This is a genomic window from Streptomyces sp. NPDC059679 (genome assembly GCF_042734105.1).
Lineage (GTDB): Bacteria > Actinomycetota > Actinomycetes > Streptomycetales > Streptomycetaceae > Streptomyces.
In genome coordinates, this window is the sequence record NZ_JBHWES010000003.1 from 284,291 (window position 1) to 310,896 (window position 26,606).

27 protein-coding genes and 3 pseudogenes are annotated in these 26,606 nt (G+C 70.0%); 16 read left to right on the top strand and 14 right to left on the bottom strand.

The window, feature by feature from the left end; all coding sequences use genetic code 11:
• Positions 1-172 precede the first annotated feature (172 nt).
• Together ACFV2X_RS06155 and ACFV2X_RS06160 are read left to right on the top strand one after the other, a co-directional pair.
• Entirely contained in the window at positions 173-592 is a 420-nt protein-coding gene (locus ACFV2X_RS06155) for a YciI family protein (RefSeq protein WP_089505971.1), read from the top strand.
• Entirely contained in the window at positions 589-1,734 is a 1,146-nt protein-coding gene (locus tag ACFV2X_RS06160; protein ID WP_385612042.1) for an RNA polymerase sigma factor, read from the top strand. The genes ACFV2X_RS06155 and ACFV2X_RS06160 overlap by 4 nt, the downstream gene beginning before the upstream one ends.
• Positions 1,735-1,785: 51 nt before the next feature.
• Here the strand turns inward: ACFV2X_RS06160 and ACFV2X_RS06165 are convergent, their stop codons facing one another.
• Complete coding sequence (locus ACFV2X_RS06165; protein ID WP_385612045.1) at positions 1,786-2,643, bottom strand: hypothetical protein; 858 nt, start codon at positions 2,641-2,643, stop codon at positions 1,786-1,788.
• A 170-nt stretch (positions 2,644-2,813) separates the two neighbouring features.
• Between ACFV2X_RS06165 and ACFV2X_RS06170 the strand changes: the two genes are divergently transcribed.
• Positions 2,814-3,668 carry an arginase family protein gene (locus ACFV2X_RS06170; RefSeq protein ID WP_385612047.1) on the top strand — a complete coding sequence of 285 codons (855 nt, stop codon included), beginning with the start codon at positions 2,814-2,816 and terminating at the stop codon, positions 3,666-3,668.
• 31 nt (positions 3,669-3,699) lie between these two features.
• Here the strand turns inward: ACFV2X_RS06170 and ACFV2X_RS06175 are convergent, their stop codons facing one another.
• From ACFV2X_RS06175 to ACFV2X_RS06185, 3 genes and pseudogenes are all read right to left on the bottom strand, one after another.
• Positions 3,700-4,725: an alcohol dehydrogenase gene (locus ACFV2X_RS06175; protein WP_385612050.1), complete on the bottom strand. Its 1,026-nt coding sequence runs from the start codon at positions 4,723-4,725 to the stop codon at positions 3,700-3,702.
• A gap of 382 nt (positions 4,726-5,107) precedes the next feature.
• Positions 5,108-5,430 (bottom strand): annotated as a pseudogene (locus ACFV2X_RS06180) (sarcosine oxidase subunit gamma); the annotation flags it as partial.
• A pseudogene (locus tag ACFV2X_RS06185) lies at positions 5,428-5,995 on the bottom strand (ferredoxin); the annotation flags it as partial. The pseudogenes ACFV2X_RS06185 and ACFV2X_RS06180, both read right to left, overlap by 3 nt.
• An 18-nt stretch (positions 5,996-6,013) precedes the next feature.
• On the opposite strand from ACFV2X_RS06185, the gene ACFV2X_RS06190 reads away from it, so the two are divergent.
• Both ACFV2X_RS06190 and ACFV2X_RS06195 read left to right on the top strand, forming a co-directional pair.
• Positions 6,014-7,114, top strand: a complete 1,101-nt coding sequence (locus ACFV2X_RS06190) for an aldehyde dehydrogenase family protein (RefSeq protein ID WP_385612053.1) — start codon at positions 6,014-6,016, stop codon at positions 7,112-7,114.
• 392 nt (positions 7,115-7,506) lie between these two features.
• Positions 7,507-8,577, top strand: coding sequence for a dihydrodipicolinate reductase (locus tag ACFV2X_RS06195; protein WP_385612056.1), 1,071 nt, complete (start codon positions 7,507-7,509; stop codon positions 8,575-8,577).
• A 31-nt stretch (positions 8,578-8,608) separates the two neighbouring features.
• Here ACFV2X_RS06195 and ACFV2X_RS06200 read toward each other — a convergent pair whose 3' ends face one another.
• From ACFV2X_RS06200 to def, 3 genes are all read right to left on the bottom strand, one after another.
• Entirely contained in the window at positions 8,609-9,601 is a 993-nt protein-coding gene (locus tag ACFV2X_RS06200) for a 3-hydroxyacyl-CoA dehydrogenase NAD-binding domain-containing protein (RefSeq protein ID WP_385612057.1), read from the bottom strand.
• Positions 9,601-11,013 (bottom strand): aspartate aminotransferase family protein, encoded by a 1,413-nt coding sequence (locus ACFV2X_RS06205; protein WP_385612060.1) that lies wholly within the window; start codon positions 11,011-11,013, stop codon positions 9,601-9,603. Before ACFV2X_RS06205 ends, ACFV2X_RS06200 begins: the two co-directional genes overlap by 1 nt.
• A 240-nt stretch (positions 11,014-11,253) precedes the next feature.
• On the bottom strand, positions 11,254-11,913 hold the full coding sequence (gene def, locus ACFV2X_RS06210; protein ID WP_385612062.1) for a peptide deformylase: 660 nt from the start codon (positions 11,911-11,913) through the stop codon (positions 11,254-11,256).
• A gap of 66 nt (positions 11,914-11,979) precedes the next feature.
• Between def and ACFV2X_RS06215 the strand changes: the two genes are divergently transcribed.
• Positions 11,980-12,615 carry an ArsR/SmtB family transcription factor gene (locus ACFV2X_RS06215; RefSeq protein WP_385612065.1) on the top strand — a complete coding sequence of 212 codons (636 nt, stop codon included), beginning with the start codon at positions 11,980-11,982 and terminating at the stop codon, positions 12,613-12,615.
• Between the two features lie 5 nt (positions 12,616-12,620).
• Here the strand turns inward: ACFV2X_RS06215 and ACFV2X_RS06220 are convergent, their stop codons facing one another.
• From ACFV2X_RS06220 to ACFV2X_RS06230, 3 genes and pseudogenes are all read right to left on the bottom strand, one after another.
• Positions 12,621-13,796, bottom strand: a complete 1,176-nt coding sequence (locus ACFV2X_RS06220) for a macrolide family glycosyltransferase (protein WP_385612068.1) — start codon at positions 13,794-13,796, stop codon at positions 12,621-12,623.
• Positions 13,797-14,332: 536 nt separating this feature from the next.
• Positions 14,333-14,740: pseudogene (locus tag ACFV2X_RS06225) on the bottom strand (NDP-hexose 2,3-dehydratase family protein); the annotation flags it as partial.
• 3 nt (positions 14,741-14,743) lie between these two features.
• Positions 14,744-15,361 carry a TOPRIM nucleotidyl transferase/hydrolase domain-containing protein gene (locus ACFV2X_RS06230; protein ID WP_385612070.1) on the bottom strand — a complete coding sequence of 206 codons (618 nt, stop codon included), beginning with the start codon at positions 15,359-15,361 and terminating at the stop codon, positions 14,744-14,746.
• Between the two features lie 108 nt (positions 15,362-15,469).
• Here ACFV2X_RS06230 and ACFV2X_RS06235 point away from each other — a divergent pair, with 108 nt between their 5' ends.
• The 3 genes from ACFV2X_RS06235 to ACFV2X_RS06245 all read left to right on the top strand — a co-directional run bounded on the left by ACFV2X_RS06235 (position 15,470) and on the right by ACFV2X_RS06245 (position 16,969).
• On the top strand, positions 15,470-16,306 hold the full coding sequence (locus ACFV2X_RS06235; protein ID WP_385612073.1) for a hypothetical protein: 837 nt from the start codon (positions 15,470-15,472) through the stop codon (positions 16,304-16,306).
• Between the two features lie 70 nt (positions 16,307-16,376).
• The gene (locus ACFV2X_RS06240; protein WP_385612076.1) at positions 16,377-16,643 is read left to right on the top strand and encodes a hypothetical protein; all 267 of its coding nucleotides are present in this window, start codon (positions 16,377-16,379) and stop codon (positions 16,641-16,643) included.
• Positions 16,640-16,969, top strand: coding sequence for a hypothetical protein (locus tag ACFV2X_RS06245; protein ID WP_385612079.1), 330 nt, complete (start codon positions 16,640-16,642; stop codon positions 16,967-16,969). The genes ACFV2X_RS06240 and ACFV2X_RS06245 overlap by 4 nt, the downstream gene beginning before the upstream one ends.
• A 116-nt stretch (positions 16,970-17,085) precedes the next feature.
• Here the strand turns inward: ACFV2X_RS06245 and ACFV2X_RS06250 are convergent, their stop codons facing one another.
• Positions 17,086-18,009 (bottom strand): zinc-binding alcohol dehydrogenase family protein, encoded by a 924-nt coding sequence (locus ACFV2X_RS06250; RefSeq protein WP_385612082.1) that lies wholly within the window; start codon positions 18,007-18,009, stop codon positions 17,086-17,088.
• Between the two features lie 99 nt (positions 18,010-18,108).
• Between ACFV2X_RS06250 and ACFV2X_RS06255 the strand changes: the two genes are divergently transcribed.
• Together ACFV2X_RS06255 and ACFV2X_RS06260 are read left to right on the top strand one after the other, a co-directional pair.
• Positions 18,109-18,549, top strand: a complete 441-nt coding sequence (locus tag ACFV2X_RS06255; protein ID WP_385612085.1) for a MarR family winged helix-turn-helix transcriptional regulator — start codon at positions 18,109-18,111, stop codon at positions 18,547-18,549.
• 218 nt (positions 18,550-18,767) lie between these two features.
• Entirely contained in the window at positions 18,768-19,463 is a 696-nt protein-coding gene (locus ACFV2X_RS06260) for an alpha/beta hydrolase (RefSeq protein ID WP_385612088.1), read from the top strand.
• A gap of 19 nt (positions 19,464-19,482) precedes the next feature.
• On the opposite strand, the gene ACFV2X_RS06265 is transcribed toward ACFV2X_RS06260, so the two are convergent.
• On the bottom strand, positions 19,483-20,199 hold the full coding sequence (locus ACFV2X_RS06265) for a hypothetical protein (protein WP_385612091.1): 717 nt from the start codon (positions 20,197-20,199) through the stop codon (positions 19,483-19,485).
• Positions 20,200-20,335: 136 nt separating this feature from the next.
• Entirely contained in the window at positions 20,336-21,469 is a 1,134-nt protein-coding gene (locus tag ACFV2X_RS06270) for an FAD-dependent oxidoreductase (RefSeq protein WP_385612093.1), read from the bottom strand.
• 139 nt (positions 21,470-21,608) lie between these two features.
• Between ACFV2X_RS06270 and ACFV2X_RS06275 the strand changes: the two genes are divergently transcribed.
• Positions 21,609-22,307 (top strand): TetR/AcrR family transcriptional regulator, encoded by a 699-nt coding sequence (locus ACFV2X_RS06275; RefSeq protein WP_385612096.1) that lies wholly within the window; start codon positions 21,609-21,611, stop codon positions 22,305-22,307.
• Between the two features lie 222 nt (positions 22,308-22,529).
• Here ACFV2X_RS06275 and ACFV2X_RS06280 read toward each other — a convergent pair whose 3' ends face one another.
• Entirely contained in the window at positions 22,530-23,048 is a 519-nt protein-coding gene (locus ACFV2X_RS06280; protein WP_385612099.1) for a GNAT family N-acetyltransferase, read from the bottom strand.
• On the opposite strand from ACFV2X_RS06280, the gene ACFV2X_RS06285 reads away from it, so the two are divergent.
• From ACFV2X_RS06285 to ACFV2X_RS06300, 4 genes are all read left to right on the top strand, one after another.
• Positions 23,047-23,637 carry a helix-turn-helix domain-containing protein gene (locus ACFV2X_RS06285; RefSeq protein WP_385612102.1) on the top strand — a complete coding sequence of 197 codons (591 nt, stop codon included), beginning with the start codon at positions 23,047-23,049 and terminating at the stop codon, positions 23,635-23,637. The genes ACFV2X_RS06280 and ACFV2X_RS06285 overlap by 2 nt on opposite strands.
• Positions 23,634-24,845 carry an MFS transporter gene (locus tag ACFV2X_RS06290; RefSeq protein ID WP_385612104.1) on the top strand — a complete coding sequence of 404 codons (1,212 nt, stop codon included), beginning with the start codon at positions 23,634-23,636 and terminating at the stop codon, positions 24,843-24,845. Before ACFV2X_RS06285 ends, ACFV2X_RS06290 begins: the two co-directional genes overlap by 4 nt.
• Before the next feature lie 286 nt (positions 24,846-25,131).
• Positions 25,132-25,653 (top strand): maleylpyruvate isomerase N-terminal domain-containing protein, encoded by a 522-nt coding sequence (locus ACFV2X_RS06295; protein WP_385612107.1) that lies wholly within the window; start codon positions 25,132-25,134, stop codon positions 25,651-25,653.
• Between the two features lie 76 nt (positions 25,654-25,729).
• Complete coding sequence (locus ACFV2X_RS06300; RefSeq protein ID WP_385612110.1) at positions 25,730-26,470, top strand: methyltransferase domain-containing protein; 741 nt, start codon at positions 25,730-25,732, stop codon at positions 26,468-26,470.
• The last annotated feature ends 136 nt before the right edge of the window (positions 26,471-26,606 follow it).

Genomic DNA, 26,606 nt, shown 5'->3' on the forward strand with positions numbered 1-26,606 from the left:
GGCGGGCAGGCCCTGGACATCAGCGCACGCGGCTGGATCACCGACGGCTTACCTGGGCTCATCCACGAGAGCCCAAAAAAAATCGGACGGCGATGTCGAGAACCTGTGACTGGCTCCGTCCCCGTAATGAACGCGACCACAATGGGTCGCACCAGCACCAAGGAGAACCACGATGGCCAAGTACCTGCTGCTGAAGCACTACCGCGGCGCCCCGGCTTCGGTCAACGACGTGCCGATGGACCAGTGGACGCCGGAGGAGATCTCGGCGCATGTGCAGTACATGAACGACTTCGCGGCCCGGCTGGAGAAGACCGGCGAGTTCGTCGGCGGTCAGGCGCTCGCGCCCGAGGGGGCGTGGGTCCGCTACGACGGTGAGGGGCGTCCGCCGGTCACCGACGGACCGTTCGCGGAGACCAAGGACCTCATCGCCGGCTGGATGATCATCGACGTCGACAGCTACGAGCGCGCCGTCGAGCTGGCCGGGGAGCTGTCGGCCGCCCCTGGGGCGGGCGGGAAGCCGATCCACGAGTGGCTCGAGGTGCGCCCGTTCCTGGCCGCGCAGCCCACCATCACGGAGTGCTTTCATCAATGAACGAGGCCCTGCTTCGGAGCCTCACACCGAGCGTGCTCGGGATCCTCGTCCGCCGCGGAGCCGACTTCGCGGCGGCCGAGGATGCCGTGCAGGACGCGCTGGTCGAGGCGGTCCGCGTCTGGCCGGCCGACCTGCCGCGGGACCCGAAGGGCTGGCTGGTCACCGTGGCCTGGCGCCGGTTCCTCGACGCGAGGCGGGCGGACGTCGCCCGCCGCCGGCGTGAGGACCTTGTCGACGAGGAGCCGGAGCCCGGGCCCACGCCCGCCGTGGACGACACGCTCCAGCTGTACTTCCTGTGCGCCCACCCGTCACTGACGCCCTCGTCCGCGGTCGCGCTCACGCTGCGCGCCGTCGGCGGGCTGACCACCCGCCAGATCGCCCAGGCCTACCTGGTGCCCGAGGCGACCATGGCGCAGCGCATCAGCCGGGCCAAGCGCACCGTCTCCGGCGTGCGGTTCGACCAGCCCGGCGATGTCGCCACCGTGCTGCGCGTCCTCTACCTGGTCTTCAACGAGGGCTACTCCGGCGACGTCGACCTCGCCGCCGAAGCCATCCGGCTCACCCGGCAGCTCGCGGCCGCGATCGACCACCCCGAGGTGGCGGGGCTGCTCGCCCTCATGCTGCTCCACCACGCCCGGCGCGCCACCCGGACCGCGCCCGACGGCGGCCTGGTGCCGCTCGCCGAGCAGGACCGCGGCCGGTGGGACACCAAGTCGATCGCCGAGGGCATCGGGATCCTTCAGGCGGCCCTTGCCCGCGACCGGCTGGGCGAGTTCCAGGCCCAGGCCGCCATCGCGGCACTCCACGCCGACGCGCTCACCGCCGAGGAGACCGACTGGGTGCAGATCGTCGAGTGGTACGACGAGCTCGCGGCCCTGACCGACAGCCCGGTCGTCCGGCTCAATCGCGCGGTCGCCGTCGGCGAGGCCGACGGACCCCGCGCCGGCCTGGCGGCGCTCGAGGCGGTGGACGCCTCGCTGCCCCGCCACGCCGCGGTGGCGGCGTACCTCCACGAGCGCGACGGGGACCTGGCGACGGCGGCACGGCTGTACGTCGAGGCGGCCCAGAAGGCACCCAACCTCGCCGAGCGCGATTACCTGACGCGCCAGGCTGCCCGGCTCAACGCCCGCCGGGGCCGCTGACGGCGTCGTTGCCGTCGTTGCCATCGATGCGCGGGCCGATCCGCGCGGTGGTCAGGGTGCGGTGTCCAGCGCGAGTGCGGAGTCGATAGCGGCGTCCAGGAAGGCGAGGGTGTCGCGGCGGCGGGCCAGGGGGTTGCGGTAGTGGCGACGGCCTTGGGCACCGCTCGTACGCAAGGCCAGGCTCTCCTCGACGATGCGGTGCCACCGCGGGTCGAACGTTTTCTGCGCGTACCGGCCTGCGCCGCACTTGGAGGTCATGGCACCGGTGGCGAGCGTGTAATGCAGCCGGCTTACGCCGAGCACCGCCCACACGGGGAACCACCCGCTGAGTCCGATGACAAGGGCCAGGGGGTGGGGCTGTCGCTTCCGCTGCCACCACGGCCGCCAGTAGGAGCGGAGGTTGTCGGCTGTGAAGGCCCGCAAGGCTTCTTGCTCGGCCCACACATCCACCTCGGCCGGCTGCGGCCCGCGCACCGCGATGCCGTGCCAGGCCAGCTCGCAGAATGTCACCGGGTTGATGCCGAACCGTCCAGCCGGCACGAACCGGCTCTCTTGTGCGCAGGGAACATCTGAGCAGCCGTCGGGCCCTGTCGCGAGGTCGCTCCAGGTGAGGACGGAACCGTCGAAGTGCGGCCGGGGAAATCGGGCGACCGTACGGGCGTGCGCCTCCGCAACCGCGTCCACCTCTTGGGACTCCCCGGTGCATCGACGGTCGGTCACCGCGATGAAGTCGATGTCGCTCGCCGTGCTGAGCCGGCCGCGTCCAGTGCCACCGGGATGGAAGTCGCCCAAGGCTACCGAGCCGACCAGGTAGAAGCCGGTGATCAACCCCGGGGCCAGCTCGTCGACGGTGGCCAGGAACATGTCCACTGTGCGACGAACATCGGCGGGAAGATCGTCAGTCACCATGGCGGACACCTTATCGCCCGGCCACCGCGGCACGAGCGGCAACAACAGATGACGTCCTGCGGCTGGAGACCGGCTGTCGACGCTCCGGGCATTTCTTTGTCGTTCGTCTCACCACAGCGACCGGCCATACGGTCAGCGTGTCAGTCCCCGCCTCTGGAGAGCGAGTCGCGATGGCCACCTCGACCACCCGAAAGCCGCCGGTGATCACCCACTTCGCCGCCCGCGCCGGTGATCACAACGACCGCGCCATGCAGGGCTCAGGAATGATCGCCGCCGAACTGGCGTCCCGCCTGAAGGTTGCCCCGGTCGTGGTCGGATCGCCCGAGCCCGCGCTGTGCACAAACTGGGACGACGAACTTGCGGCGGCGCAACCCGCACTTGTGGCGATGGCCGAGCAGTACGAGCGGATCTTCCGTGACGGCGGTACGCCGATCACCGCGCTGGGCCGGTGCGCGGTCGCCCTGGCGACCCTTCCGGTCGTCGCCGGACATCGCCCTGATGCGGTCGTCATCTGGTTCGACGCGCACGCCGACTTGAACACCCCGCGGAACACCACGACCGGCTACCTGGGCGGCCTCGCGCTGAGCGGGCCGTTGGGGATGTGGCACACCGGTATCGGTGACGGACTCAGGACCGAAAACGTGATCCTCTGCGGCGCCCGCGACATCGACCCGCCCGAGCAGTCGTTGATCGACGACGGTGTGATCACGCTCGTCGGAGTGGGCCCCGACATCACGGCCAGGCTGCAGACCGCGATCGCCGGCCGCCCGGTGTACGTGCACCTCGACTGCGACGTTCTCGACCCCGGCATCGTGCCGACCGACTACGTCGTGCCCGGAGGCATCACGCTCAATGACCTCAAGTCCATTGCCGACATGATCGCCCAGCACGAGGTCGTCGGCGTTGAGGTCGGTGAGTTCGAGGCCGGAGAGAGCCCGACAGGGGGCCTCGTCGACCCCGGCCCCCTCATCGACGCCCTCCAGCCGCTGCTCGACAAGGCGGGCGTGGCCGCCGCGGAGAGGTAGCACGCGATCGAGCCGTACCGGCCGACGGGTGTCAGCCGACCGCGAGCACCATCCGGAAGCGCGCCTTGCCGGCAAGCATCTTCTGGTACGCCTCGTCCGCACGGTCCAGCGGCACGGGCTCGGTCATCGGGCGGATGTCGTGCAGGGCGCTGAACGCCATCGTGTCCTCCACGTCCTGCGAGGTGCCGGACGGATGGCCCCGGACGACGTGAGCGTCCATGAGGATCTGGGCCGGGCTGATGCCCATCGGTGTGGTGTCCGCGCCGATGACCACCAGCTCCCCGCGGGGGGTCAGGCCGTCCACGGTGGCTGTGATCGCCTCGGAGCTCCCGGCGGTGGCCAGGACGACCTTGGCGCCGCCCAGGGACTGCAGCGCATCGGCGACCGGAGTGCCCGAGGTGCTGTCGATGTAGTGATGGGCGCCGAGCTGCCTGGCGAAGTCGGCCTTCTCGGAGCCGCGGGCGATCCCCACGGTCTCGAAGCCCATCGCGACCGCGTACTGCACTCCGAGATGCCCGAGGCCGCCGAGGCCGAGCACCGCGACCCTGTCCCCGGGGCGGCCGGAGCTGCGCCGCAGCCCGTTGAAGACGGTCACGCCCGCGCAGGCCATCGGCCCCGCGTCGCCCGGCGCCAGTCCCTCGGGGATGCGGGCCAGGGCGTCGACGGGCGCGATCAACTTCTCGGCGAATCCTCCGTCGTACGCCCACCCCGGGACCTTCAGATTCCGGCAGACGATGAAGTCGCCCTTCCGGCAGGGCGTGCAATGACCGCAGCTGCCCCCGAACCAGCCGACCGCGACCCGGTCACCGACCTGCCACCCATGGTCCTGAGTGCCTTCGCCCAGCTCCTCGATGTGTCCGGCGATCTCGTGTCCGGGCACCTCGGGGAACAGTACGCCCGGTAGCCCACCGCTCACGAAAAGTGCGTCGGAGTGGCAGATGCCGCATGCCTCCACGGCGATCCTGACCTGGCCGAAACCCGGCTGTGGCACCTCCCGCTCGGCGAGTTCGAATGTGCCGTTCGGGGCAGTCACCTGCATGACTCGATAGGTACTCATTCTCGGCGCTCCTCGGGAAAGTCGTCGCCGTACATCGGCAGGTCGCTCAGGGATTGATTCCGGGAGGCTCCTTCCTCGATCAGGTCCCAGTGTTCCATCAGAAGGCCACCCTCGCCGCGCGTCCGTCCGGCCTCAGGCCGTGGAGCGCCTCGGAGGGACCGACATTTTCCTCACCGACAACCTCGACGCCAGCGCGTGGAGCGTGTTCATCGACCAGGTTGCCGCGGTGGACTGGTTGCACACTTCGTCGACATAGGTACGCGCCCGCGGTGACCGAGGCCGGTGTCGCCGCCGGCATGCTCTCCCTGCCGCGGGTGGGAGGCACGTGCCCGGCCGGGCACCCGGGCGCACTCGCTCCACGGGTAAGAACACACGACCCGCCTCAGGGCACCTCCGGGCCGCGGTACTCGCTCATCGCGTCGATGAGCCAGCTCGCCAGGTAGTCCGCGAACGACGACCGCGGGAAGAGCCGGTACGTCGGCGCGTCGTCGACCTGCCAGAGCAGCACCGCGACAGGTCCCACGGTGGTCGACACCGCCTGGCCGGGCCCGAAGGCGCGGGGGTGCAGGTCCAGCGGGCAGCCCTTGTCCAGCACTCCCGGGCGGCCGGGCCGCTCAGCTCCAGCGTGGTGCGGTTCGCCGAGACGTCGACGACCGAGCCCGGGGCCCCCGTGAGGGCGTCACGCAACTCGGCTGCCACGGCGGAGGTCGTGCGCTCCGGGTCGAACAGGTCGCCTCGCTCACGCCCGGCCAGGGCGGCGAAGGCCACCGGGGTGTACGGAGCCCGGTAGGCCGTGGTGCCGATCTCTCCGGGGGAGGCGCTTGTGCCAAGGGTCTCGGCGATCACACCGATCGCGTTGACGCCGGAGGTCTTGCCCTGGTCGTTCGCCGTACTGAGCGAGGTGTAGCGCTTGACGTGTTCGACACTGCGCCTACCGGCTCCGGTGGACCGCCGGACGTCGGCGACGGTGACGTCGCGCTGCAGGTCGACGAAGTGGGTGTCCAACGTACTGGCGTCGCCGTCCCGGCCGCCGCCGGGAGCGGGCACCAGCCACAGTGCGCGCACCGGGCCCGCTCCGGCCCCGGGCCGCGCATCGTCGTAGGGCGGTGCGGGCACGGGAACCCGTGGCCGCGCGCGCACCGGCCCGGGCCCCTTCGGACAGACAGCCGTCGAGGCCGTACGCCCCGCGCGCCGCGCCGACGACCTGCTGGTCCCGTACGGTGCCGTCGGGGACGAAGGCGGCCAGGTCCTCGTCCCAGCGCAGCCGGCCGTCGACACCTTCCGGTTCATGGCCGGTGCGGTGCGCGCGACCACCTCCATGGCCGCCGGCGACTACGCCGAGAACCACCTGTCGGTCATCCTGCGGGAACCGCTCGGCGTGATCGGTGTGGTCACCCCATGGAACTACCCCCTGCTCATGGCGGCCTGGAAGATCGCGCCCATCCTCGCGGCAGGCAACACCCTGGTCATCAAACCGTCCGAGCAGACGCCGCTGACCACCCTGAAGTTCGCCGAACTCGTCGCGGATCTTCTGCCGCCCGGCGTGCTGAACGTGGTGAACGGGTACGGCGCGGTCGTCGGTGCTCGGCTCGCCGAGCACCCGGACGTGAACATGATCGCCCTGACCGGTTCGGTCGCCAGCGGTCGTGCCGTCGCCCGGGCGGCCGCCGACAGCCTCAAGCGGGTGCACCTCGAACTCGGCGGCAAGGCACCGGTGGTGATCTTCCCTGACGCCGACCTCGCGGCAGCCGCGTCGTCCCTGCGCGTCGCCGGCTTCTGGAACTCGGGCCAGGAGTGCGGGGCCGCCTGCCGCGTCCTCGTCCACGAATCGGTTGCCGCGAGGTTCGTCGATCAACTCGTCAGCGAGGTCCGCGAGTTGGTCGTCGGTGAGCCGCTGGCCGGCAAGGACGTCGAGGTCGGCCCGATGGTCTCGAAGGCGCACTTCGACCGTGTCACGGGGTACCTGGAGCGCGCGAAGAAGGAAGGCGTCCGGGTGGCCACGGGAGGCGGGGCCCTCGACGGGCCCGGCTACTTCGTCGCCCCGACCGTACTGGCCGACGTCCCCGAAGGAGTCGAATCCGCCCGCGAGGAGATCTTCGGCCCTGTGATCACGGTCGAGACCTTCACCGACGAGGACGAAGCGGTACGGCGAGCCAACGACGTCCCGCTCGGCCTGTCGGCATCGGTGTGGACCGAGAACGCCCGCCGTAGCCACGACATCGCCGCGCGCCTCGACTTCGGCACAGTCTGGGTCAACTCGCATATGGTGCTGGCCAGTGAAGTCCCCTGGGGCGGCTTCAAGGGATCCGGCTACGGCCGGGACCTGTCGATCTACGCGCTGGACGACTATGCGCGTACCAAACACGTCATGCACAACCACGGACGCTGATCCGGTACGCCCCCAAGTCCCGGAGGTCTGGTGTGACTGTCAATGACCCCTTGATGAGTCCGTTCGTCCTGAAGCGCTCTGGCCAGCCGGGACAGCGCACCGGCCTACGGTAATCGCCAGCTCTGGAAGGAGGAGGCGGAGCCCTGGCTGCGCCGCCTCGCCGACGAGGCCCACGAGCAGGACGCGGCGATGCTGACGCAGCTCAGCCACCTCGGTCACCGCACCAGCAACTACACGGACAACTGGCTCCCGGCGATCTCGGCGAGCAACGTACGCGAGCCCGCGCACCGCGCGTACACCGTATCCAGGTCCTGCCCGACGCTGTCATCATGCTCGCCGGGCGGCCGTCCCCCGCCGGGCGGCCGTCGAGGTCGACAACACCGGAGGTGAGCATGAACGACAGCGACAGCGACAGCGACAGCGACAGGGACAGCGCCAGTGCCATCAAGGTTGCCATCTACGGCCCAGGGGCCATGGGGCTGCACATCACCAGGCTGCTCCGCGAGCGCGGGGTGCGGATCGTCGCGGCGATCACCCGGCCCGGCTCCGAGAAGGTGGGCGAGGATTTAGGCACGCTCGCGGGCCTCGCCCCGCTCGGGGTCCCCGTTCGCAGCGACGCCAGGGAGACGCTCGAAGAGACCGAACCGGACATCGTGGCCGTCGCCGTCAGCACATACCTCGACCAGGTCATGTACGACATCTACGCGACCGTCGTCCGGGCGGGAGCCAATGTGATCACGCTGGCGGAAGAGATGCTGTACCCCTTCCCGACCGCCGGGCCACGCGCGGAACAGCTCGACGAACTCGCCAAGCGGCAGGGGGTCACCGTCACCGGTACCGGACACCAGGACGCCTACTGGGTCAATCTCGTCTCCCTACTGGTGGGTTCGGCCCAGACGCTCCACACCGTGGAAGGCGAGCTCTCCTGGAATGTCGACGACTTCGGACCAGCCGTGGCGAAACAGCAGCAGGTCGGCCGGACGGTGGGGGAGTTCAACAGCTGGCTCGCCAACACCACCCGGAAACCCACGTTCGGCCGTACCTCGCTCTATGCCCTGGCCGCCGCCATCGGGCTGACACCGAAGCAACCCGAGACACGGACCACGCCCGTCATCGCGGCGAAGGCCACCCCCTGCCAGGCGCTGGGGGAGGACATCGCCGCGGGCAGGGTGCTGGGCTACACCGACACCGACACCCTGCACACCGAGGAAGGAATCGAGCTGATCATCAGCTCGACGGGCAAGGTGTACGACGGCGGCGAGTCGGACTTCAACGAGTGGCGCACCACCGGCCGGCCCGCGCTGCACCTCCGTAATGACCGCGTGATCACCCCGGACACCACCTGCACCACGCTCGTCAACAGGATCCCGGATGTCATCAGGGCGGAACCGGGAATCGTGACCGTCGACCGGCTGCCACAACTCCGCTATCACGCCACCTTGGGAAGCGCGTCCCCGCAGTAGAGCGCGGGAGGAACCCGACGGATCGCGAGGCTCAATCGCGGTGAGGAGGAGCCGGACGGCGGCCCCATCGCCCGGTGTGCCGTTCCAGAAGCAGCAGCAGGTCGACCAGGAAGGCGTCCCGCTCCTCCTCCAGCTCGGCGACGGACCGGCCGCCGGCCGCAGCCTCGCATCCGGCGACTATCCGCTCGCGCAGCTCATCGGTGAACTCGGGTGGGTCGAGTCTGGTCAAGGGGTCGTGCAGCGACGGGCCGAATTGGTCGAGCATATGGGCCATGCCGCCGTGGCCGCCCGCCAGATGGGATGTCAGGGCCGGCCCCAACAGCGCCCAGCGCAGCCCGGGTCCGTGGGTGATCGCGGTGTCGATCTGGCCGACGGTCGCCTCACCGGCGGCGACCATGTGAAGCGCTTCGCGCCACTGGGCTTCTTGGAGCCGGTTGGCGATGAACCCGGGCAGCTCCCGGTCCAACACCAGGGGAGTCTTGCCCACATGGCGATAAAAACGGTCGGCCCAGGTGACCGTGGCCGGGTCGGTGGCACGGCCGCCGACCACCTCCACCAGCGGTATGAGGTAGGGCGGGTTGAACGGGTGGCCGACGACGAAACGCCCGGGGGTGCGGCACGCGCTCTGCATGTCGGTCATGGTGTAACCGGACGTACTCGACGCGACGACGGCGCCCTCGGGCGCCGCAGCGTCGATATCGGCCAGGACACCGATCTTCACATCCAGTCGCTCGGGGACGCACTCCTGGACGAAGTCGGCCGCGGACACCGCTTCGGTGAGGGAGTCGGAGAAACGGAGCCGGTCGCGCCGTGCGCCGTCGGCGAGGCCGAGGCGCTTGAGGGTGGGCCAGGCGCGGTCGACCAGCGCGTTCAGCCTGTCCTGCGCCCCCGGCCCAGTGTCGTATGCGATGACGTCGTAGCCCATCCGCAGAAAGTGCGCGGCCCAGCCGCCTCCGATGAGGCCGGTTCCGACGACCGCGACGGTGCGGACCGACTCCGGATCCCTCCGCTCCTCAAACGCCATCACGAGGCCACCTCGGTACGCTGCGCCGGGCGCACATCCCGGCACAGCCGCTCGAAGTTGGCCATGTACAACCGCGCGTCCTCCATGGTGTGCTGAACCGACAGCGTGAACTGCTCGGACTTGCCCCACGACGGCAGCAGGATCCCGCCGCCCACCTGGTAGAGCCAATGAGCCCGCCGCCACGGGGCGGGGGAGCGGAGGAAATCGCGGTAGTCACGCAGTCGGTCGGCGAAGATGACCGAACCCTTGGCCCCGACCGAGGCGACGTGGCCGGGGATGCCGTACCGCGCCATCAGCTCCTTGACGCCGGTCACGATGGCCACGCGCAGGGCATCCAGATGGCTGTACGCCTCCGGGGTGAGGACCTCGGTCAACATCGCCCGGGCCACCGCCATGGTCAGGGGGTTGCCGTTGAACGTGCCGACCTGCTGATAGGTGTTGTCGGCGATCAGTGCCATCAACTCGGCGGTGCCGCCGATGGCGCCACACGGCAGCCCGCCACCGAGCGCCTTGGCCAGGCATACGATGTCGGGAGTGACACCGAACAACTCGGTGGCCCCGCCGGGCGCTACTGCCAGACCCGTTTTCACCTCGTCATACGCCAGATACGCGCCATGCGCGTGCAGCAGATCCACCAGCTCGGCGAGATAGCTCGCGGGCGGTACGACGACGCCGATGTTCATCATGACCGGCTCGATGATCATCCCGGCTGCAGAGTCCGGGTTCTCCTCCAGCACGGTGCGCACCGCGTCGATATCGCCGAACGGTACGGCCACCGTCAGATCGACGAACTCCCCGGGAATCGCCGGTCCGTGTGGCACCGACCGTGGCCGGCGGTCCGGGCCGATGTCCGTCCCCTCCGGGGTGGGAAACGTCGACACCTGGACCGAGTCATGGTGCCCGTGGTACGCCCCCTCGACCTTGATGATCTTCTTGCGGCCGGTGGCCACCCGCATCAGATGCACGGCGTCCATGGTGGCCTCGGTCCCGGAGTTGCTGAACCGCCATAACGGCAGCCTGAAACGGTCCCGTAAGAGCCGGGAGACGGAGATCAGATCCTCGGTGGGGTGGCCGAAGTGGGTGCCCAGGCGCACCCGCCGCTCGACCGCCTCGACGACGGCCGGGTGGGCATGCCCGGCCAGGCCGGCTCCGAAGCCGCCGTGCATATCGACGTACTCGGTCCCGTCGGCGTCCCAGACGCGCCCGCCCTCGCCACGCTCGATCCAGATCGCCCCGGGCTGGGAATCCTGCCAGGCCGAGGCGACGCCTCCGGCGAGGGTGGCACGGGCGGCTTTCCGTAGCTCGAGCGAGCGCCGCATCCGGTCGGTGAGCAGCTTCTCGTGGGCCGCGATGAGTCTGTCCAGCTGTGCGAGGTCGCGCTCTTCTGCTTGGGCGGTCAGAGTATTCCTCACGATCCACCTTTCACGGAGCAACGGCGCCCGGGCGCCGAGGAGGTCACTTCGGACGATCAATCGGCAGTCGGTTGCTCAGGTGCGGGTCGCGCTGGTCGATGTGGTCAAGACCCCGGGCGAACTTCTACTCATGCGTCGCACCGGGTGCCCAGCGAGGCCACGCTCGCTGGCATGCGTAACACCAGGGTCTCTGCTCACTGTTGCATAACGCAAGGGATCCGGTGGTCACCAGAACGCCGGTCATTTGCCGAGTCTTTCCGCCACGGAGGCACGCCGGGCGAAGACCTTGTCCTGGGAGTCCCTCATCTCACGGAGGGCCGCTTTCCGCTCCCGCTGTGCGAGCCGGTCCAGATACAGGCGGCCGTGAAGGTGGTCGGTCTCGTGCTGCAGGCACCGGGCGAAGTAGCCCCTGCCCTCGATCACCAGCGGATTGCCGTCCTTGTCCCGGCCCCGGACAACGGCACGGTCGAGGCGGGGAACCACGCGGTAGGGGCCGGGGACGGACAGACAGCCTTCAGGTTCCTCCACCAGGCGGCGGTGCTCGGCGGCCACCTCGTCCAGGACCGGGTTGGCGATGTGTCCGACATGACGGACACCCCACTCGTCCGTGATGTCCCAAACGAACAGTTGCAGGTCCACGTCGACCTGGTTGGCGGCGAGCCCGGCCCCCTCCGCAATCTGGTTGGTGGCGAACATGTCGTCGATCAGCTTCGCCAGCTCCGGTGTGCCGAACTCGGTCACCTCCCGGCACCGGCGGCGCAGAACCTCTTCCCCGACCACGGTGATCCGGCGCACCGCACCGCGATTCACCTCCGGAGCGAGCCGTGGATAGGACTCGACAGGCTCACCCTGTACCCGCACCCGACGATCCTGTGCCGAGTCACCGAACCCCATAGCCATGAACCATCCACGCCTTCCATGCCTGACGGCTTGCCAAGTCCTTTGCAAAGTAGCACCCTTTGCAAAGTGAGCGATGAAATCCGTCAAAGCGAAGCCGCGAGCCCCCTGCCGGACCGTGCCCGCCAGTCCCTCCCCGACCATCCCGTGCGCATCGCCCTGCTGGACCTGCTCGCCGAAACCGGCACCCTCACCTCCACCGAAGCCGGCGCCCGCCTCGGCCACAGCTCTGGACTCTGCTCCTTCCATCTGCGTCAGCTGGCCCGGTACGGCCTCATCGAGGAAGCGCCGCACCAAGGTGGCCGAGCGCGGCCGTGGCGGCTGCGGTGGGGCTCCCCCGACCCGGCCGAGCAGGGAGAGGCCGATCAGGGAAAGGCTGAAGAGTTCGCCACCCTCGCCCGCGGGCTGGAGGACGAGAGTTACCAACACTGGCTGGCTCACCGAGACCGGGCACCGGCCGCGTGGCAGCAGGACGAGTCCTTCAGCGCCGTCCTCCACCTCACCCCGACGGAGCTGGCTGAACTCGCCGCATCCATCCGCCGTCTGTTCGCCGGCTACGGCGACCGGGAGCACCACCCCAGCGCGCGCCCCCGGGATGCCGTGGCCGTAGCCGCGGTCGCCCGACTGTTCCCGCTTCTCGCTGAACATTCCGGTCAACCGCAGCCCGCGCCGCATCGAAGTGTCGATGAATCGACTGACTCCTGAAAAGCTCAGGCCAGCATGTTCTCGATGAGGTCGGCGGCGCGCGGGGTGCCGCCCTCGGCCCGTGCGTCGGCGCGCAGCAGTGCCGAGCGGCGAGCGACCTCCGAGTCGGTGACCAGGTCGTTCAGGGCCGCCCGTAGGCTCTCGGCGGTGGCTTCCGGAGTGTCGATACGGCGTGCCACACCCAGTTCCACGAGCTGATCGGCATTCATGAACTGATCGGCGGCCTGCGGCACGGCGATCATCGGGACGCCTGCCAGCAGTCCTTCGCCGCAGCCACCCATACCGGCGTGGGTCACGAAGGCATCCGCCTGCTCCAGAATCGCCCGCTGCGGGACCCATGAGTGCACCTCGACGTTGGACGGGATGTCGCCGAGTTCGGTCAAGTCGGTGTACTTGCCGATCTGGAGTACGACGTGCCAGCCAGGCAGGTTGCCGTAGGCTGCCAGGCACTGGCGATAGAACTCCGGCTGACGGGTGTACGCCGAGCCCAGCGAGATCAGCAGCACGTTCTCCGCAGCCCTCGGGCGGGTCCAACCGCCCTCACCCGCACGTGTGTCGAAGCAGGGCCCGACAAAGGTCACCGTATCGGTGTCGACCTGGTCGGCGTGCGGTTGCATCGCCCGGGTGATCAGTGCCAGGGCCCGCGCGGGACGACCGGAGAAGGCGTCCACGTCGGTGGTGGACGCCCCGCAGCCGGCGAGCCACCGTGCGAACTTCGCCCGGTACGCATCGGCGCCCGGCAGTTGACGCAGATCTGCCGCGACGTCCTGGTCGTAGCCGTCCCAGGCCACGAACGTCGGGGACAGCTGCATGACGGGCCGGTCCTGCGATTCGGCGAGGGCACGCGCGGCGTAGGCGCCGATGTCGTACAGATACAGGTCCGCCGGGTCGTGGTCGTAGACGGCGCGCAACCGGGGGAGGGCTTGCATGGCGTCGTCGAGGAAGAGGGCCATCGCGGCGATGAGGTCGTCGGGCCAGTTGTTGTCGGCGACCGGCAGTCGGGAGGCGCAGGGGACGAGTTCGGCGCCGGTGGCCGCGATCAGGTCGGCCACCGCGGGGTCGTTGGCGTAGGTGACCCGATGGCCGCGGGTCACCAACTCACGGATGATCTCGAGGCTCGGCAGGACATGGCTGACGGCGGGGATGCCGACCATCGCGATGTGGGCACGGCGACGGGACATGGAAGATCACTCATTTCAGTTCTACGGCGAATGCGGCGAAAAAGACACGGCAGGCCAGCGCCCCGCCGGCTCCGAGACGAACTCGGTCGCGGGGCGCATATGGGCATGCGGGAGAGGAGCCGGGGCACTGCCCGGCCCGTGTCAGCCGTAGATCTGAAGGAGGAAGTACATGCCCGAGACCTTAGCCCGCCCACGGGGTGGCGCATCTTCTGCCCAAGGTGGCGACGGAACGGGTCCTGGCCAGCCTGCGCTTCGTCGAACCGGAGGACGCCGCCGTGTCGGCCCTCAAGGCCTGCCGTCGGCTCTCCAACGGCCTCTAGGGCCATGTCGGACACGCTCCGAGGCAGGCGAGAAGCGCGCGGGCCTGAACATTGAGGTAGTGGCCGTGACGGACGAGTCCGCTCAGCTGGGCGGGGTGACCCAGGCGTAGCCAGGCGGCGGATCCTGGGGAGCCTCGGCCCCGGTGGCATCGACGAGCAGCCCGGACCGACCGGCTCGAACAAGGGCTGGGTCCAGCTGGTGACCTCGCGATCGCCCGCCCGTACGGCCACCGCGACCACCTTGAAGTAGCGGCCGTGCTCGTGCTCGATGGCCATTTCGTGGCGGCGCCATCCGGGCAGACCGGCCAGCGGGACGCGTTCGGCTTGGACATCATGGCGGGACCGCTCCCCGGTGATCCAGGACAGCAACTTGGAGAATCCATGTTGACGGTGTACGTCCTGGTGCAGCAGTTCGCCGATCTGCCCGAGAGTGAGCCGGCAGAAGTCGTCGAGGAGGGGCACGTCGCCGGTTGCCTGCACGATCATGTTGCGGTTCGACTTCCGGAAGAACCATGAGCCGTGCTCGGACTGGAGGACATCCGCGATGACACGGCCGCAGTGTCCACGAGGCCGGGTTGAACGACGGTGATTCGGATACCGGTGGTGCTGCGGGGCGTCACCCAGCGGTCAGAGGCTGGTGAGCAGGCCGTCGAGCGGGGCGGGTATGCGGTCGGGGTCGAGGGCTTCGACGAGGACGCGACCATAGTGGATCTTGCGCCCCTTCTTCGTGCCGAGGAAGCGCCGCAACTGCTGCTGTGAGGTGCGGTTTCGCTGCGCGGGCTGGCGCAGGAAGGTCTGCAGAGCGCGCAGTTCGCCCTCCGCCCGGACGAGTTCTTCCATTCGCCTCACGCCCAGCGCGCGGATGAGCTCGTCTTCCAGGTCCGCCGCGCAGACGAAGAACCCTTGCCGTCCCGCACCGGCCCGCGCCAAGCCACGGGTGTAGTAGCCACGCTCCGCCTCGTCGCACAGTCCCGTGAGGCGCAGGCCCAGGCCGGATGGCCCGAGGAGGCCGGCGAAGCGCCCGACGCTCATCGCACCGCCCATCGGCAGGACGCAGACTCCTTCGGCCGCCAGGTTCCGGCCGCGGCGCGCGGCCAGCGTGCTGACCGCCGCGGCGTCACTCAGACCTTCGAGTAGGACGGCCGTCCGGACAGGCAGCCGCGCGGCCAGCTCGCGCGCGGGGTCGCCGGGGCCACCGGCCGCCCACGCGGTGACCGCTTCCCGGAACGACTCCATGTCAGCCATGAGACGAGTTTCCGTCCCTGCCCGGCCACCACGCCAGGGAATTTCCGCCGGCGCGTCCTGGCCGGCGGGCGAACGGAGCGCGGAGGACGAGGATCCCCTGCATACGCGTTGGCGGGGGTTTCCGCCCGCGGCCGAGGAGCGGATGGCGACGACCCCACGCCCGAGGAGCAGTTGCTCGCCGGAATGTGGGAGCAGGCGCTGCAGTGGGACGTGGAGCCGGACATGGTCTACGTCCTGCTGGACCCGGGGGATGCGGACGACGCCGGCGAGTGGGCCGCGTACTGCTACGCGTCGTGGCGCGCGAGCCCTCCTGAGCGGTACGCGTCGTTCCGCGTGTTCATGGAGGCCATGTACCGGGAGTTCCACCGTCTGCAGGTGGACCGCTGGGAGCGTGCGTGGGCGGTCTTCGGCAACGCGACGACGCGGGCGCTGGACAGGCCCGTCGAGGCCGCCCGTCTGGACGTGCTGGGCGGGCGATATGAGCGGGCCTTAGTGGCCCTGACGGAGGCGATCTCGTACGGCAGGCCCCGGGCGAGGGGGCTGCGCGACCAGATCCGACGGCTGCTCGGGGAGACGTACGCGGTGTCTTTTCACGAGCTCGCGACCGACCCGAGGTACGTGCCGGAGGTGCTGCCCGTGCTGGCGGTCGGGCAGGCGCGACAGCGCCGGGACGACGGGGCGTTGACCCGCCGCCTGGGGGCGCCTCCCAAGCGGTGCGTGAGGCGGCGGACGAGATCCCGCGGCAGATCAGGGAAGGCACGTACCACTACACCGCGGACGGCCCGTTCGGCCGCGCCGTGGAGGAGGCGCGGGAGCAGGCCCGCTGGGGCGACACCGACGCGGCCTGGCGCGCGCTGCACGCTGCGCTGCCCGAATGGCTCCCGCTCGGCCCGGACCACCTTGCCCCGGTCGGCCTGTGCGCCGACCCGCTCATCAGTCCTTTGATCACGCCGGAGCGGGGCCGGGAGCTGCGGGCCACGCCCCGGGCCGGACAACAGAGAACCGCTTCCTCCTCGTGGAAGGGGTCGAGCCGGCCGAACTGCCCGGCCGTATCGGCGCCGACGACTCCGCTGCCCTGGACGAACCGACGACCCTGTGGGACTCGCGTATGCGTCTGCACCGCAACCGGAACGGCTCGATGTGGGAGGACGAGGCCCTGACCGCCGTCGGTCGGGCGGGCCCAGGCTGGAGCTTCGCCTTCGAGCCGCGGCCGGGCTCCGGCTTCAGCGGGGGCGGTTCGTCTCTCCAGGCATCACCGCTTCCCGGGACACCCGCGCGGTGACGGTGTGGAGCGAGCCTTCCCACGGGGACCGCCCAGGCGTCTTCCATCTGTCGGTCGCGGAGAGAGGCGAGGAGCGGTACGCGTTCACCGTCCGGGGGACCGCCGTCAGCAGACGGGGCGCTGTGCCGGTCGCGTTGGACCCGGACCGTCTCTTCCCGCAGGACGAACCGCACGAGGAGCGGCTGGGCGAGGGCCGCGCCTTGGAAGCCCTGGCGGCCGAGTTCGGCGTCCGGCTGCCGCGGTTGGCCCTCGAGCGCGGACGTCTGCATACCTTCCGGACCCGGTCCTGGAGCCGCCCCCCCCGCGTCCGGGCGAAGGTTTCGTGATGATCGAGGTCGGGTGGCAGCAGCCGTAGGGGCCATGGTGGGGCAAGGCGGGCCATGGGGCTGAAGGACCTGAGTGGTGGCAGGACCTACACGGCGGCTGGGGTCCTGGATCAGTCCTAGGGAACCAGGACGACCTTTCCCTGATTGGCCCGGCCCTCGATCGTCGCGTGAGCCCGTGCCGCGTCCGCGAGGGCGAACTCGGCGTGGACCGCGGGACGCAGCGCGCCCTCACCGAACAGCCTCCACAGCTCCTCGATCCACCCCGCATACCGCTGTGGCTGGGTTCTGGCCACGATCGCGACCTGGAACCCGATGGCCGACTTGCCGCCCACGAGGAGGTCGTACGCCTCGATGGTGCCGCCGCCCGAGCTGTACGCGACCAGCCGCCCACCAGGCGCGAGCGCCTTGACGGCGGGTGTGAGCAGTTCGCCACCGACCGCGTCGAGCACGATGTCGACCGGCTCGCCCCAGCCGCCTTGGCCGTATGTCACCACGGCATCGGCGCCGAAGGAGCGTACGAAGTCCGCCTTGGCAGGATTGCCCACGGCGGCCACGACGCGTGAGGCACCCCTCAACCGGGCCAACTGCAGGGCGAGATGGCCGACCCCACTCGCCGCCGCGGTGACCAGAACCGACTCGTCCTTCTCCGGGCGCGCGGCCTCCAGAGCACCGAGCGCCACCACCCCGCTGCGGACCAGCGTGACGGCGTCCTTGGCGGTGGCGCCCGCCGGGACGGGTGAGGCCATCGCGGTGTGCAGCAGCGCGTACTCCGCATACCCATGCCCGAAGCAGAGCCCGGTGACCCGGTCACCCGGCGCGTATCCGCTTACGCCTTCGCCGACGCGCACCACCTCACCGGCCAGCTCGCCACCGAGCGGGATGGGCCGCGTACCCTCGCGCACTTTGCGTACGACGGGGAGCGTGACGCCGATCGCCTCGATCCTGACGAGCAGTTCACCGGCTCCGGGCTCCGGGACGGGGACCTCTTCCTGGAACAGGGCTCCGGGTCCGCCGATGTGTTCATACCGAATGCGCCGCATGCGCGATCGCCTCCCGACATCCTTGGGATTCATTGGACTTCCCAACGATATCCAGAAGGTCGTTGGGAAGTCCAACGTTTTCTCGGTATGCTGCCGTGCATGGCAGAGAACCCGCCGGCGCCCAGCCGAATCCGCGCCCTCCCGAGCTGGCTCCTCGGCCGGGCGGCGGCCCGCGGGCGCGGCCTGGTCGCGGAGGCGCTTGCGCGGCACGACATGAAGATGTGGCATCACGTGGTCCTTGCGGCCGTGGCGGATCTCGGCCCGGTTGCCCAGGCCGAACTGGGCAGGACCGTCTCGCTCGACCCGAAGGACATGGTCGGCATCCTCAACGATCTTCAGGCGGCGGGCCTCGTCGTACGCGCCCCCGACCCGGCCGACCGCCGCAAGAACGCGGTGAGCCTCACCGTCGAGGGCGAGCGGCGCCTCGAGGAGTGCACGAAGGCGGGGGAGTCGGCCAACGACGAACTCCTGGCCCCGCTGTCGGCAGCCGAGCGGGAGCAGTTCCTGGATGCGCTGCGGAGGATCAGCGGGGTGCGGTGATCCGGAGGGAGGCGCTGGCCCGCCATGGTGAGACCCGGGCCCTTCCAAAACCGCGCCCGTCAGGGAGACAGGCCGGTAGCTCCCGGTGACGCACACGTCATCGCCACCACGGCTCCCCTCCGCGCGGACACTCGTAACTCGCACAGCAGCGAAGCGAAGTGTTCTGCCGTCGGCTAAGGCTGTCGCGGCTCCGATGGCATGGGCGGCAGGATCGTCACATGCGGCCGATCTTCGTTCTCGTGCACAGTCCGTCCGTGGGTCCCTCGACCTGGCACCCTGTGGCTGAACGCCTGACGGCGGCGGGATACCAGGTACGGGTGCCGTCCCTATTGCGCATAGGCGCAGGCGCTCCGCCATTCTGGCCCCGCGTCGTCAGTGCCATCCGCGACGACCTGCGGCAGGTCTCGGCCGGCAGCCCTGTCACGTTGGTGGCACACAGCAACGCAGGCTTGTTTCTCCCGGCGATTCGCTCGGGCCTGGACCATCCGGTGACCGACTCGATCTTCGTCGATGCCGCGCTGCCGGCCCGGATCGGACCAACCCCTGTCGCCTCGCCTGAGTTGCTGGAGTTCCTTCGCCCGATGGCTGTGAATGGCAGGCTGCCGCGCTGGACCGACTGGTGGGACGAGGCGGACGTCGCACCCATGTTCTCTGATCCGATGATGCGGCAGACGGTCATCGAGGAGCAGCCCACCTTGCCGCTGTCCTACTACGAGCAGCACGTCCCGGTGCCCGACGGCTGGGATGACCACCCCTGCGCCTACCTGCTGTTCGGCCCCCCGTACGACGACCTCTCCGCCGAGGCGCGCGAACGTGGCTGGCGGGTGGCACACCTGCCCGGTGCACATCTCCATCAGATCGTCGATCCCGCCGGCACGGCCCGGCACCTCGTCGAACTCGCCACTTCGGCTTGATCCTCTTCCGATACGCCCCTCAGCGCGTGTCCGGGGAGTCGCGGCGCCGGCCGGCTGTCCGGTGGTGTGCAAGGAGATATGGGTCGTCCAGTCGCGCGTCGGCGACGCGGTCTCGTGTGTCGGTGAGGAGCCAGTCCAGCAACTCCGCGGTGGCGTGGTACTCGTCATGGAAACCCATACGCAGGTCGGTGATCTCGAACTCGAACATCACGTCGTCGATGAGGTCTGCCAGGTGTGCGTCGGCGGCCGGAGTGCGGGTGGCGGTCCACATGTCCAGCCAGGGGCGCAAGGTGTTGGTGGCGACGGTGATGAGGCTGAGGGTTTCCCTGATGGGGACAGGGCTGGGGTGGGTGTGCAGGGTGGCCGGCCACCAGGCGGACCAGACGTCACGGAGGGCGTCGGCCAAGGGCTCGTCCCACGTAGTCCAGCCCGCCTCCAGCAAGCGGGAGGCGATGAGGTTCTCGTCGACATGGAACTGGCCGGTGACGACGGGGCGGATGATGCGTGGGGTCAGACGGCGAAAGAGGCGGGGGAAGTCGTCCCAGTGGCTGGGCGTCTTCATGGCGACGGAAGTGACCATGCCGTCGGATATCAGATGCAGCGGTCCGGAGAGCTCGGCGAGGTGCTGCTCGCCGTAGCAGAATGTGCACCCCTGGACGGGGAAGGGCTCCTCACCGGCAAACGCGCGGTCCAGGGCGTCGAGGGCTGTCATGAGCTGGTGGTGGGAGTAGGACATGGCGACCCGCCGGGACTCCGTCCGGGTAACCGGCGAAGATCGCAGGGTATCAACGAAGCCTCCCTGGACCCTGTGGCGAGTCATGAGCGAGCCGGAGGCGCGAGGCAGCAACGGTCGCGGCGACGCGACCAGTGGCTCAAGAGGTCTGCTCGTGTCCGGTGATCATGTTGGTCAGGCCCTGGGGCGCGTTGTCGCCGAAGATGGCCTCGTGAATGCGGACGGCGTCAGCGGCGGCCGCTGCGCTGCGAGGGAACATGGCCTGTTCGTATTCGGCGAGCGCGGCCTCGGTGCCGTCGGGATGGGCGGCGAGGGCCTTGCCGAGTTCGGCGCCGTCGTACATGGCCAGGTTGGCGCCTTCGCCGGACGCGGGCATGAGGTGGGCGGCGTCGCCGAGCAGGGTCACCCCCGGCACCCGATCCCACTGATGCTCCATGGGCAGGGTGTAGATGGGGCGCAGGACCGGAGCGGTGTCAGCGTCGGTGATCAGCGCGGTGAGCTCCGGTGCCCAGCCGTCGAACTCCTGAACAATTCGGGCGGTGGCCGCGGCGGGATCGGTGAAATCGATACCGGAGAACCAGTCCTGCGACCTGCGGAACGCCAGGTAGGTGTGGAGGGTCCCGCCGCTCTCCCGGTGCGCCTGGATCCCCTTCCCCGGCGAGAGCGCGAACAGCGCCCCACCGCCGACCACTTTCGCGCTGGCAGGGTGCCGGGTGTCGGCGTCGAACAGGTAGGTCTCGATGAACGATATGCCGGCGTACTCGGGTGTGGCGGGGGAGAGCAGCGGCCGGACCCGTGACCACGCGCCGTCCGCGCCGACCAGCAGGCTCGTGGCGATGGTGGTGCCGTCGGCGAAGGTCACCTCGTGGCGGCTGTCGCCGAGGGCACGGACGCCGCTGGCCTTGTGGCCCCACCGGACGGTGCCGGCCGGGAGTGAGTCGAGCAGGATCCGTCGCAGGTCGCCACGCTGCACCTCGGGGCGTCCGCCCGTGCCGTCGTCGGGTTCGTCGAGCAGGACGGTCCCGTCCGGGGCGAGGACCCGTGTCGCCTCGCGGCCCTCCAGGATGAGGCCGCGGAACTCGTCGATCAGGCCTGCCGCCTGGAGAGCCGGTTGGCCGTTGTAGTCGTGGATGTCGAGCATCCCGCCCTGCGCGCGCGCCGTCGGGGAGGGCTCCGCCTCGTAGACCGTGGCCGGGATTCCGTGGACGTGCAGGACGCGGGCGAGTGTGAGGCCGCCGAGGCCGGCGCCGATGATCGTGACGGGAGTGCGCATCGTGACTCCTTCGGGATCGAGGCCGCCCGGTGAGGTCTGGTCGGCCTCTCTGGTATGTCGTTCCATCACTGGAACAACGCTCCACTCTGGAACGATGCTCCATGTTGGAACAGTGCTCCAGATATGTCAAAATGGCCGCATGGCAACGCGGACACGCCGGTCACAGCGGCGCACCGATGCGCTCTCCCGCGAGCGCATCGTCGAGGTCGCCGTCGAACTGCTCGACACGGCCGGGGAGAGCGGGCTGACGTTCCGGGCGCTGACCGAGCGCCTCGCCACCGGGCCCGGGGCGATCTATTGGCATGTAGCGAACAAGGGCGAGCTGCTCGACGCCGCCACTGACGCCGTCGTCGCCACTGCTCTGACCATCGAGCCCGCCGAGTCTCCGGGCTCGCCGCAGGACGAGATCCGCGCCGTCGCGCTCGGCCTGTTCGAATCGATCGACGAACACCCGTGGCTCGCCACGCAGCTCGCCACGCAGCTCTCCCGCAGCCCCTGGGGGTCGGTGACGCCGCGGATCTTCGAAAGCATCGGCCGGCGGGTCCGCGCGCTGGGTGTGCCCGAGGGCAACTGGTTCACGGCGACCTCGGCGTTGATGCACTACATCCTGGGCGCCGCCGGCCAGAACGCCGCGAACGCCCGTATTCTCGGGTCCGACGTGGATCGCGCCGAGTTCCTCGACGCCGTATCGACGACATGGGAAGAGCTCGACCCTGACGACTACCCGTTCACCCGGGCCGTCGCGGACCAGGTGCGCGAGCACGACGACCGTGAGCAGTTCCTCGCGGGGATCGATCTCGTCCTCGCCGGCATTACCGCTCTCCATCTGCCCAGTTGACAGGCGTGCGCCCCACCCGCCACCCGAGCCGGGGGCCCCCGCTGTCCGGCCACGGTGGTGAGGACTGCCGGGCTGGACGGTTCGCCTCATGGGGCGAACCGACGGGTTGAACCGATGGGATGAACCGCGCGGCCAATGACGGCGCCCGGCGCGGCGGGTGGACGCACCGGTCCCCCTCGTGTCGCTCGGCGCCGCCCCTGCGCCGACGGTTGCATCGGCGGCTCAGGTCAGGGGCAGCCGCATGATCGTCAGGTCGAGCCATCGGCCGAACTTGGAGCCGGCCTCCGGCACCGTGCCGACGTGGTGGAACCCGAACCGTTCATGCAGCCGGATCGAGGAGGTGTTCTCGGCTTCGATATCGGCGATCATGACGTGGTGGCCCGCTTCGCGCGCAGACGCGATGAGGGTGGCCAGCAGCGCGGAGCCGATGCCGAGCCCGTGTCGGCCTTCGCGGACGTAGACCGAGTCATCCACCGTGTGCTGGTATCCGTCCAGCTTTCGCCAAGGGCCGTAGGCCGCGAACCCGGCCACTTCGCCCTCCACCTCGGCCACGAACGCCGATCCGCGCTCCAGATGCACGGCCAGCCAGGCGGCCCCCTCGGCGGGGGACTGCGGGGTCTGCGTCCACAGGGCCGTCGAGTGCTCGATCGCGTGGTTGCGGATGGCACGTATGGCCTCCGCGTCGCCGGGGCGGACCGGGCGCACTTCCACAGCCAGCCTTTTCTCGTATATTGGATTCATGTCCAACATAATAGATCCTCTGGTGGGGCAGATCGCAGCCCGCGTCCGCACCGAACGCGAACGCCGCAGGTGGACCCTGGCCCAGCTCGCGGATGCCTCCGGGGTCTCCCGTGCCATGATCAACCGGATCGAGCGCGGCGAGAGCAGTCCCACCGCCGTCGTCCTCGGCAAGCTGTCCGCCGCCTTCCAGCTCAGCGTCGCCTCTCTGCTCGCCCTCGCCGAAGGAACCCCGGACGACACAGACGGAATCCCGGGAGTGCGCCGGCAGGCCGACGCGGCCGAGTGGCGCGACCCCGCCACCGGCTACCGCCGCCGCCAGATCACTGGCCCCCACTTCCCAGCGGAGATCGCCGAGATCCGCCTGCCCCCCGGGGCCCGCGTGCCCTATCCGGCCGCCGCCTTCGCTTTCATCCGCCAGATCGTCTGGGTCCTCGACGGCCACCTGACCTTCCACGACGGCGACACCGTCCACGAACTCGACACCGGAGACACCATCGAACTCGGCGAGCCCGCCGAGCGCGTCTTCGCCAACACCACCGACACCGAGTGCCGCTACGCCGTCATCCTCACCCGAGGCACAACACCGTGACGCGCCCCCTCGCCCGGGGCGGCACACTCCTTCTCGCCTCCATAGCCGCAACGGCGATCGCGAACAACTACGCCATCCAGCCGGCGCTCTCCGCGGTCGCCGCCGATCTGGGCGTCCCGCTCTCCGTAATCGGCCTGGTACCGACCGCCGCGCTCACCGGCTGCATGACCGGCTTCGCCCTTCTGCTCCCCCTCACCGACCACCTCGCCCCCAACCGCCTGGTCAGCGCACAACTCACCGCCCTGGCCGCGGCCCTCGCCCTCGGCGCGGCCGCACCCGGCGCGGTCGTGCTCCTGGCTGCCTACGTGCTCATCGGCGCGGCCGCCGGCGTCGCGGCCCAGGCCAGCAGCATCGCAGGCCGCTACGCTCCGGCCGGGCGCCGCGGGACCGGCGTTGCCACCGTGGCCGCCGGCATGTCCGCGGGCATCCTGCTCAGCCGACTGGCGGGAGGAACGCTCGCCGACATCCTCGGGTGGCGGCGGATGCTCCTCGTCTTCGCCGCCCTCGCCCTGCTCGGCGCGATCGCCGCCGTCACGCTCCTGCCCCGGCAGCAGCCGCACTCCCGCCGCGGCTACCGCGCCACCCTCGCCTCACTTCCTCCGCTCCTGCGCCACCACCCGCAGCTGCGCCGCGCGGTGGCCACCGGCGGGCTGTGGTACTTCGCCTTCAACCTCATCTGGGTCGCCCTCGCCCTCACCCTGGCCCAGCCGCCACACTCCCTCGGCCCGACCGCCATCGGCCTGTACAGCCTGGCCGGACTCCTCGGCTTCGCCGTGCTCCCGCTCACCGGACGCCTCGCCGACCGGTACGCCCCGCACACCGTGATAGCCGCTGGCATGCTGATCGCCGCGGCCGGAACCGCCCTGCTGGCCACCGGTCTCAACAATCCGCCGACCACAGCAATCGGGCTGGCCCTCTTCGACGCCGGCTGCTTCGTCGCCCAGGCCGCCAACCAGAGCCGCATCATCGCCCTCAACCCCCAGCGCTCCGGCAGCCTCAGCAGCGTCTACCTGGTGCTGTATTTCACCATCGGCGCCGTCGGCACCGCCGTGGCCGCACCCCTCCTCAACACCCTCGGCTGGCAGGGCACCACCCTCGCCGCCCTGGCCGCGCTACTCCTCGCCGCCGCCCTCGTGCCTATCGGTAACCGGCAGACCCGCCGCGAGCCCACCTGTGGCACAGGCCCCGCTTCGGGCTCGGAGCGATAGGCCAGGGCCTGCCCGGGAGCTGGCGGTGGTGGTGCGGGCGCCGCAGCCGCTGGTGCGCGCGCCGTCGCCCACCTGCCGGCCGGCGCAGCCGAACACCACGTCATCACCGCCGCCCGCGAACGGTCAGCCGTCCTCTGCGGCATGACCACCCGCCCGCCCGCGCCTCACGCGTCACCACACCCACACAGCTCGTTCTCGGCTTCGGAAACGTCGGCGAACAAGCCGTCACGGAGGGCATCGCGACCTCCGGCCAGCTGCTCACCGGGCGGCTGTACGGTGCTGGCCCGTGACGCGAGCCGACGCCGCCACCTTGGACCGCGCGCTGCGCGAAGGTGCCGAGCGCAACGCCGCCCACCTCGTCGCCGATCTGCGTCGCAGCCTGGACCGCATGCTTGACGAGGCAACGGCCATGCCCACCGAACGCTGGCCCACTCTTGTCACCGCCCTCGCGGGCCGGCGACACCCCGCCTGGTACACCCTCCACCGGGCCCGCCGCGAACTCAAAACCCACCACGTCGACCTGAACCTCGGTTACACCACTGCCGACTGGCCCACCAGCTACGTCACCTGGGCACTCGACGACACCATCGCCACGCTGGCCGCACGCGATTTCCCCATCGCCCGCATCGAAGCCGGCGACCTCGACCGTTCCTGGACCCTCGCGCCGACCGGGCCCGCGGCCACCGGACCCGGGCATGCGCTCCTCGCCTGGCTCTCCGGCCGCGGACCGGCCACGCACCTCGTGTCAGAACCTCATCCGCCCACGCCACCGACGTGGCCACTCCCGCCAACGCCCGGCTGGACCTGAGCCGCCACTCCTCTCGGATGACCTTCGCCCGGTCCGCATGGTTGCAACGAAGCGGCCACCTGACAGGATGCCGGGCATGACGACGGCCGAAGAGCAGGAGAAATATCGTCAGGCGGGCTCGTTCGGAGCCGCAGCGGATGCCTATGAGCGCGGTCGCCCGCCCTATCCGCCGGAGGCGGTGGCCTGGCTGGTGCCCGATCGCGCACGGATCGTGGTCGATCTCGGCGCAGGCACTGGCAAGCTGACCCGTGCGCTGCGGGCCCCGGGCCGGGATGTCGTCGCGGTGGAACCCTCGGCCGGGATGCGCGAGCAGTTCTCCCAGGTGCTCCCTGATGTGCGAGTTCTGGACGGGACAGGGGAGTCGATCCCGATACCGGACTCAAGCGTGGACACTCTGGTCTGCGCGCAGGCATGGCACTGGGTGAACCCGGAGCGGGCGGTCCCAGAAGTTGCCCGGGTGCTGCGTCCAGGCGGGCGGCTTGGCCTGGTGTGGAACTCTCGTGACGTGTCGGTGCCCTGGGTCGCAGAGCTGGACCGGATCCTGCGTGACTACGCCGCAGCGCCGACAGAGGACCGACAAGTGGAGCGCGTGGGCGCGCCTTTTGGGTCCGTCGAGCGGCAGGACTTCCGGTGGAGTCATCCGATGACGGCTGGGGAGGTCATGGCGATGATCGGCTCCCGCAGCTACGTGATCACTCTGGAGCCCGCGATACGGGAGGAGTTGCTGGCCCGGGTCCGCACGCTGCTGGACGCGAAGCGCCCAACGGAGATGTCCTATGTGACTGAGTGTTATCGCGCCGAGCTCGACTTGCCTTGACCAGGGAGTCCCCGGTCACCCTGCGAGGTGTTCGCCCACGCGGAGGCGGTGGGGCAGCAGTATGGCGTGGCCGCGACCGGCGAGGCCGGGTACCACCGGGGAGCGGCAGAGACGAAGTATTGGTGCGTGCGGGCTG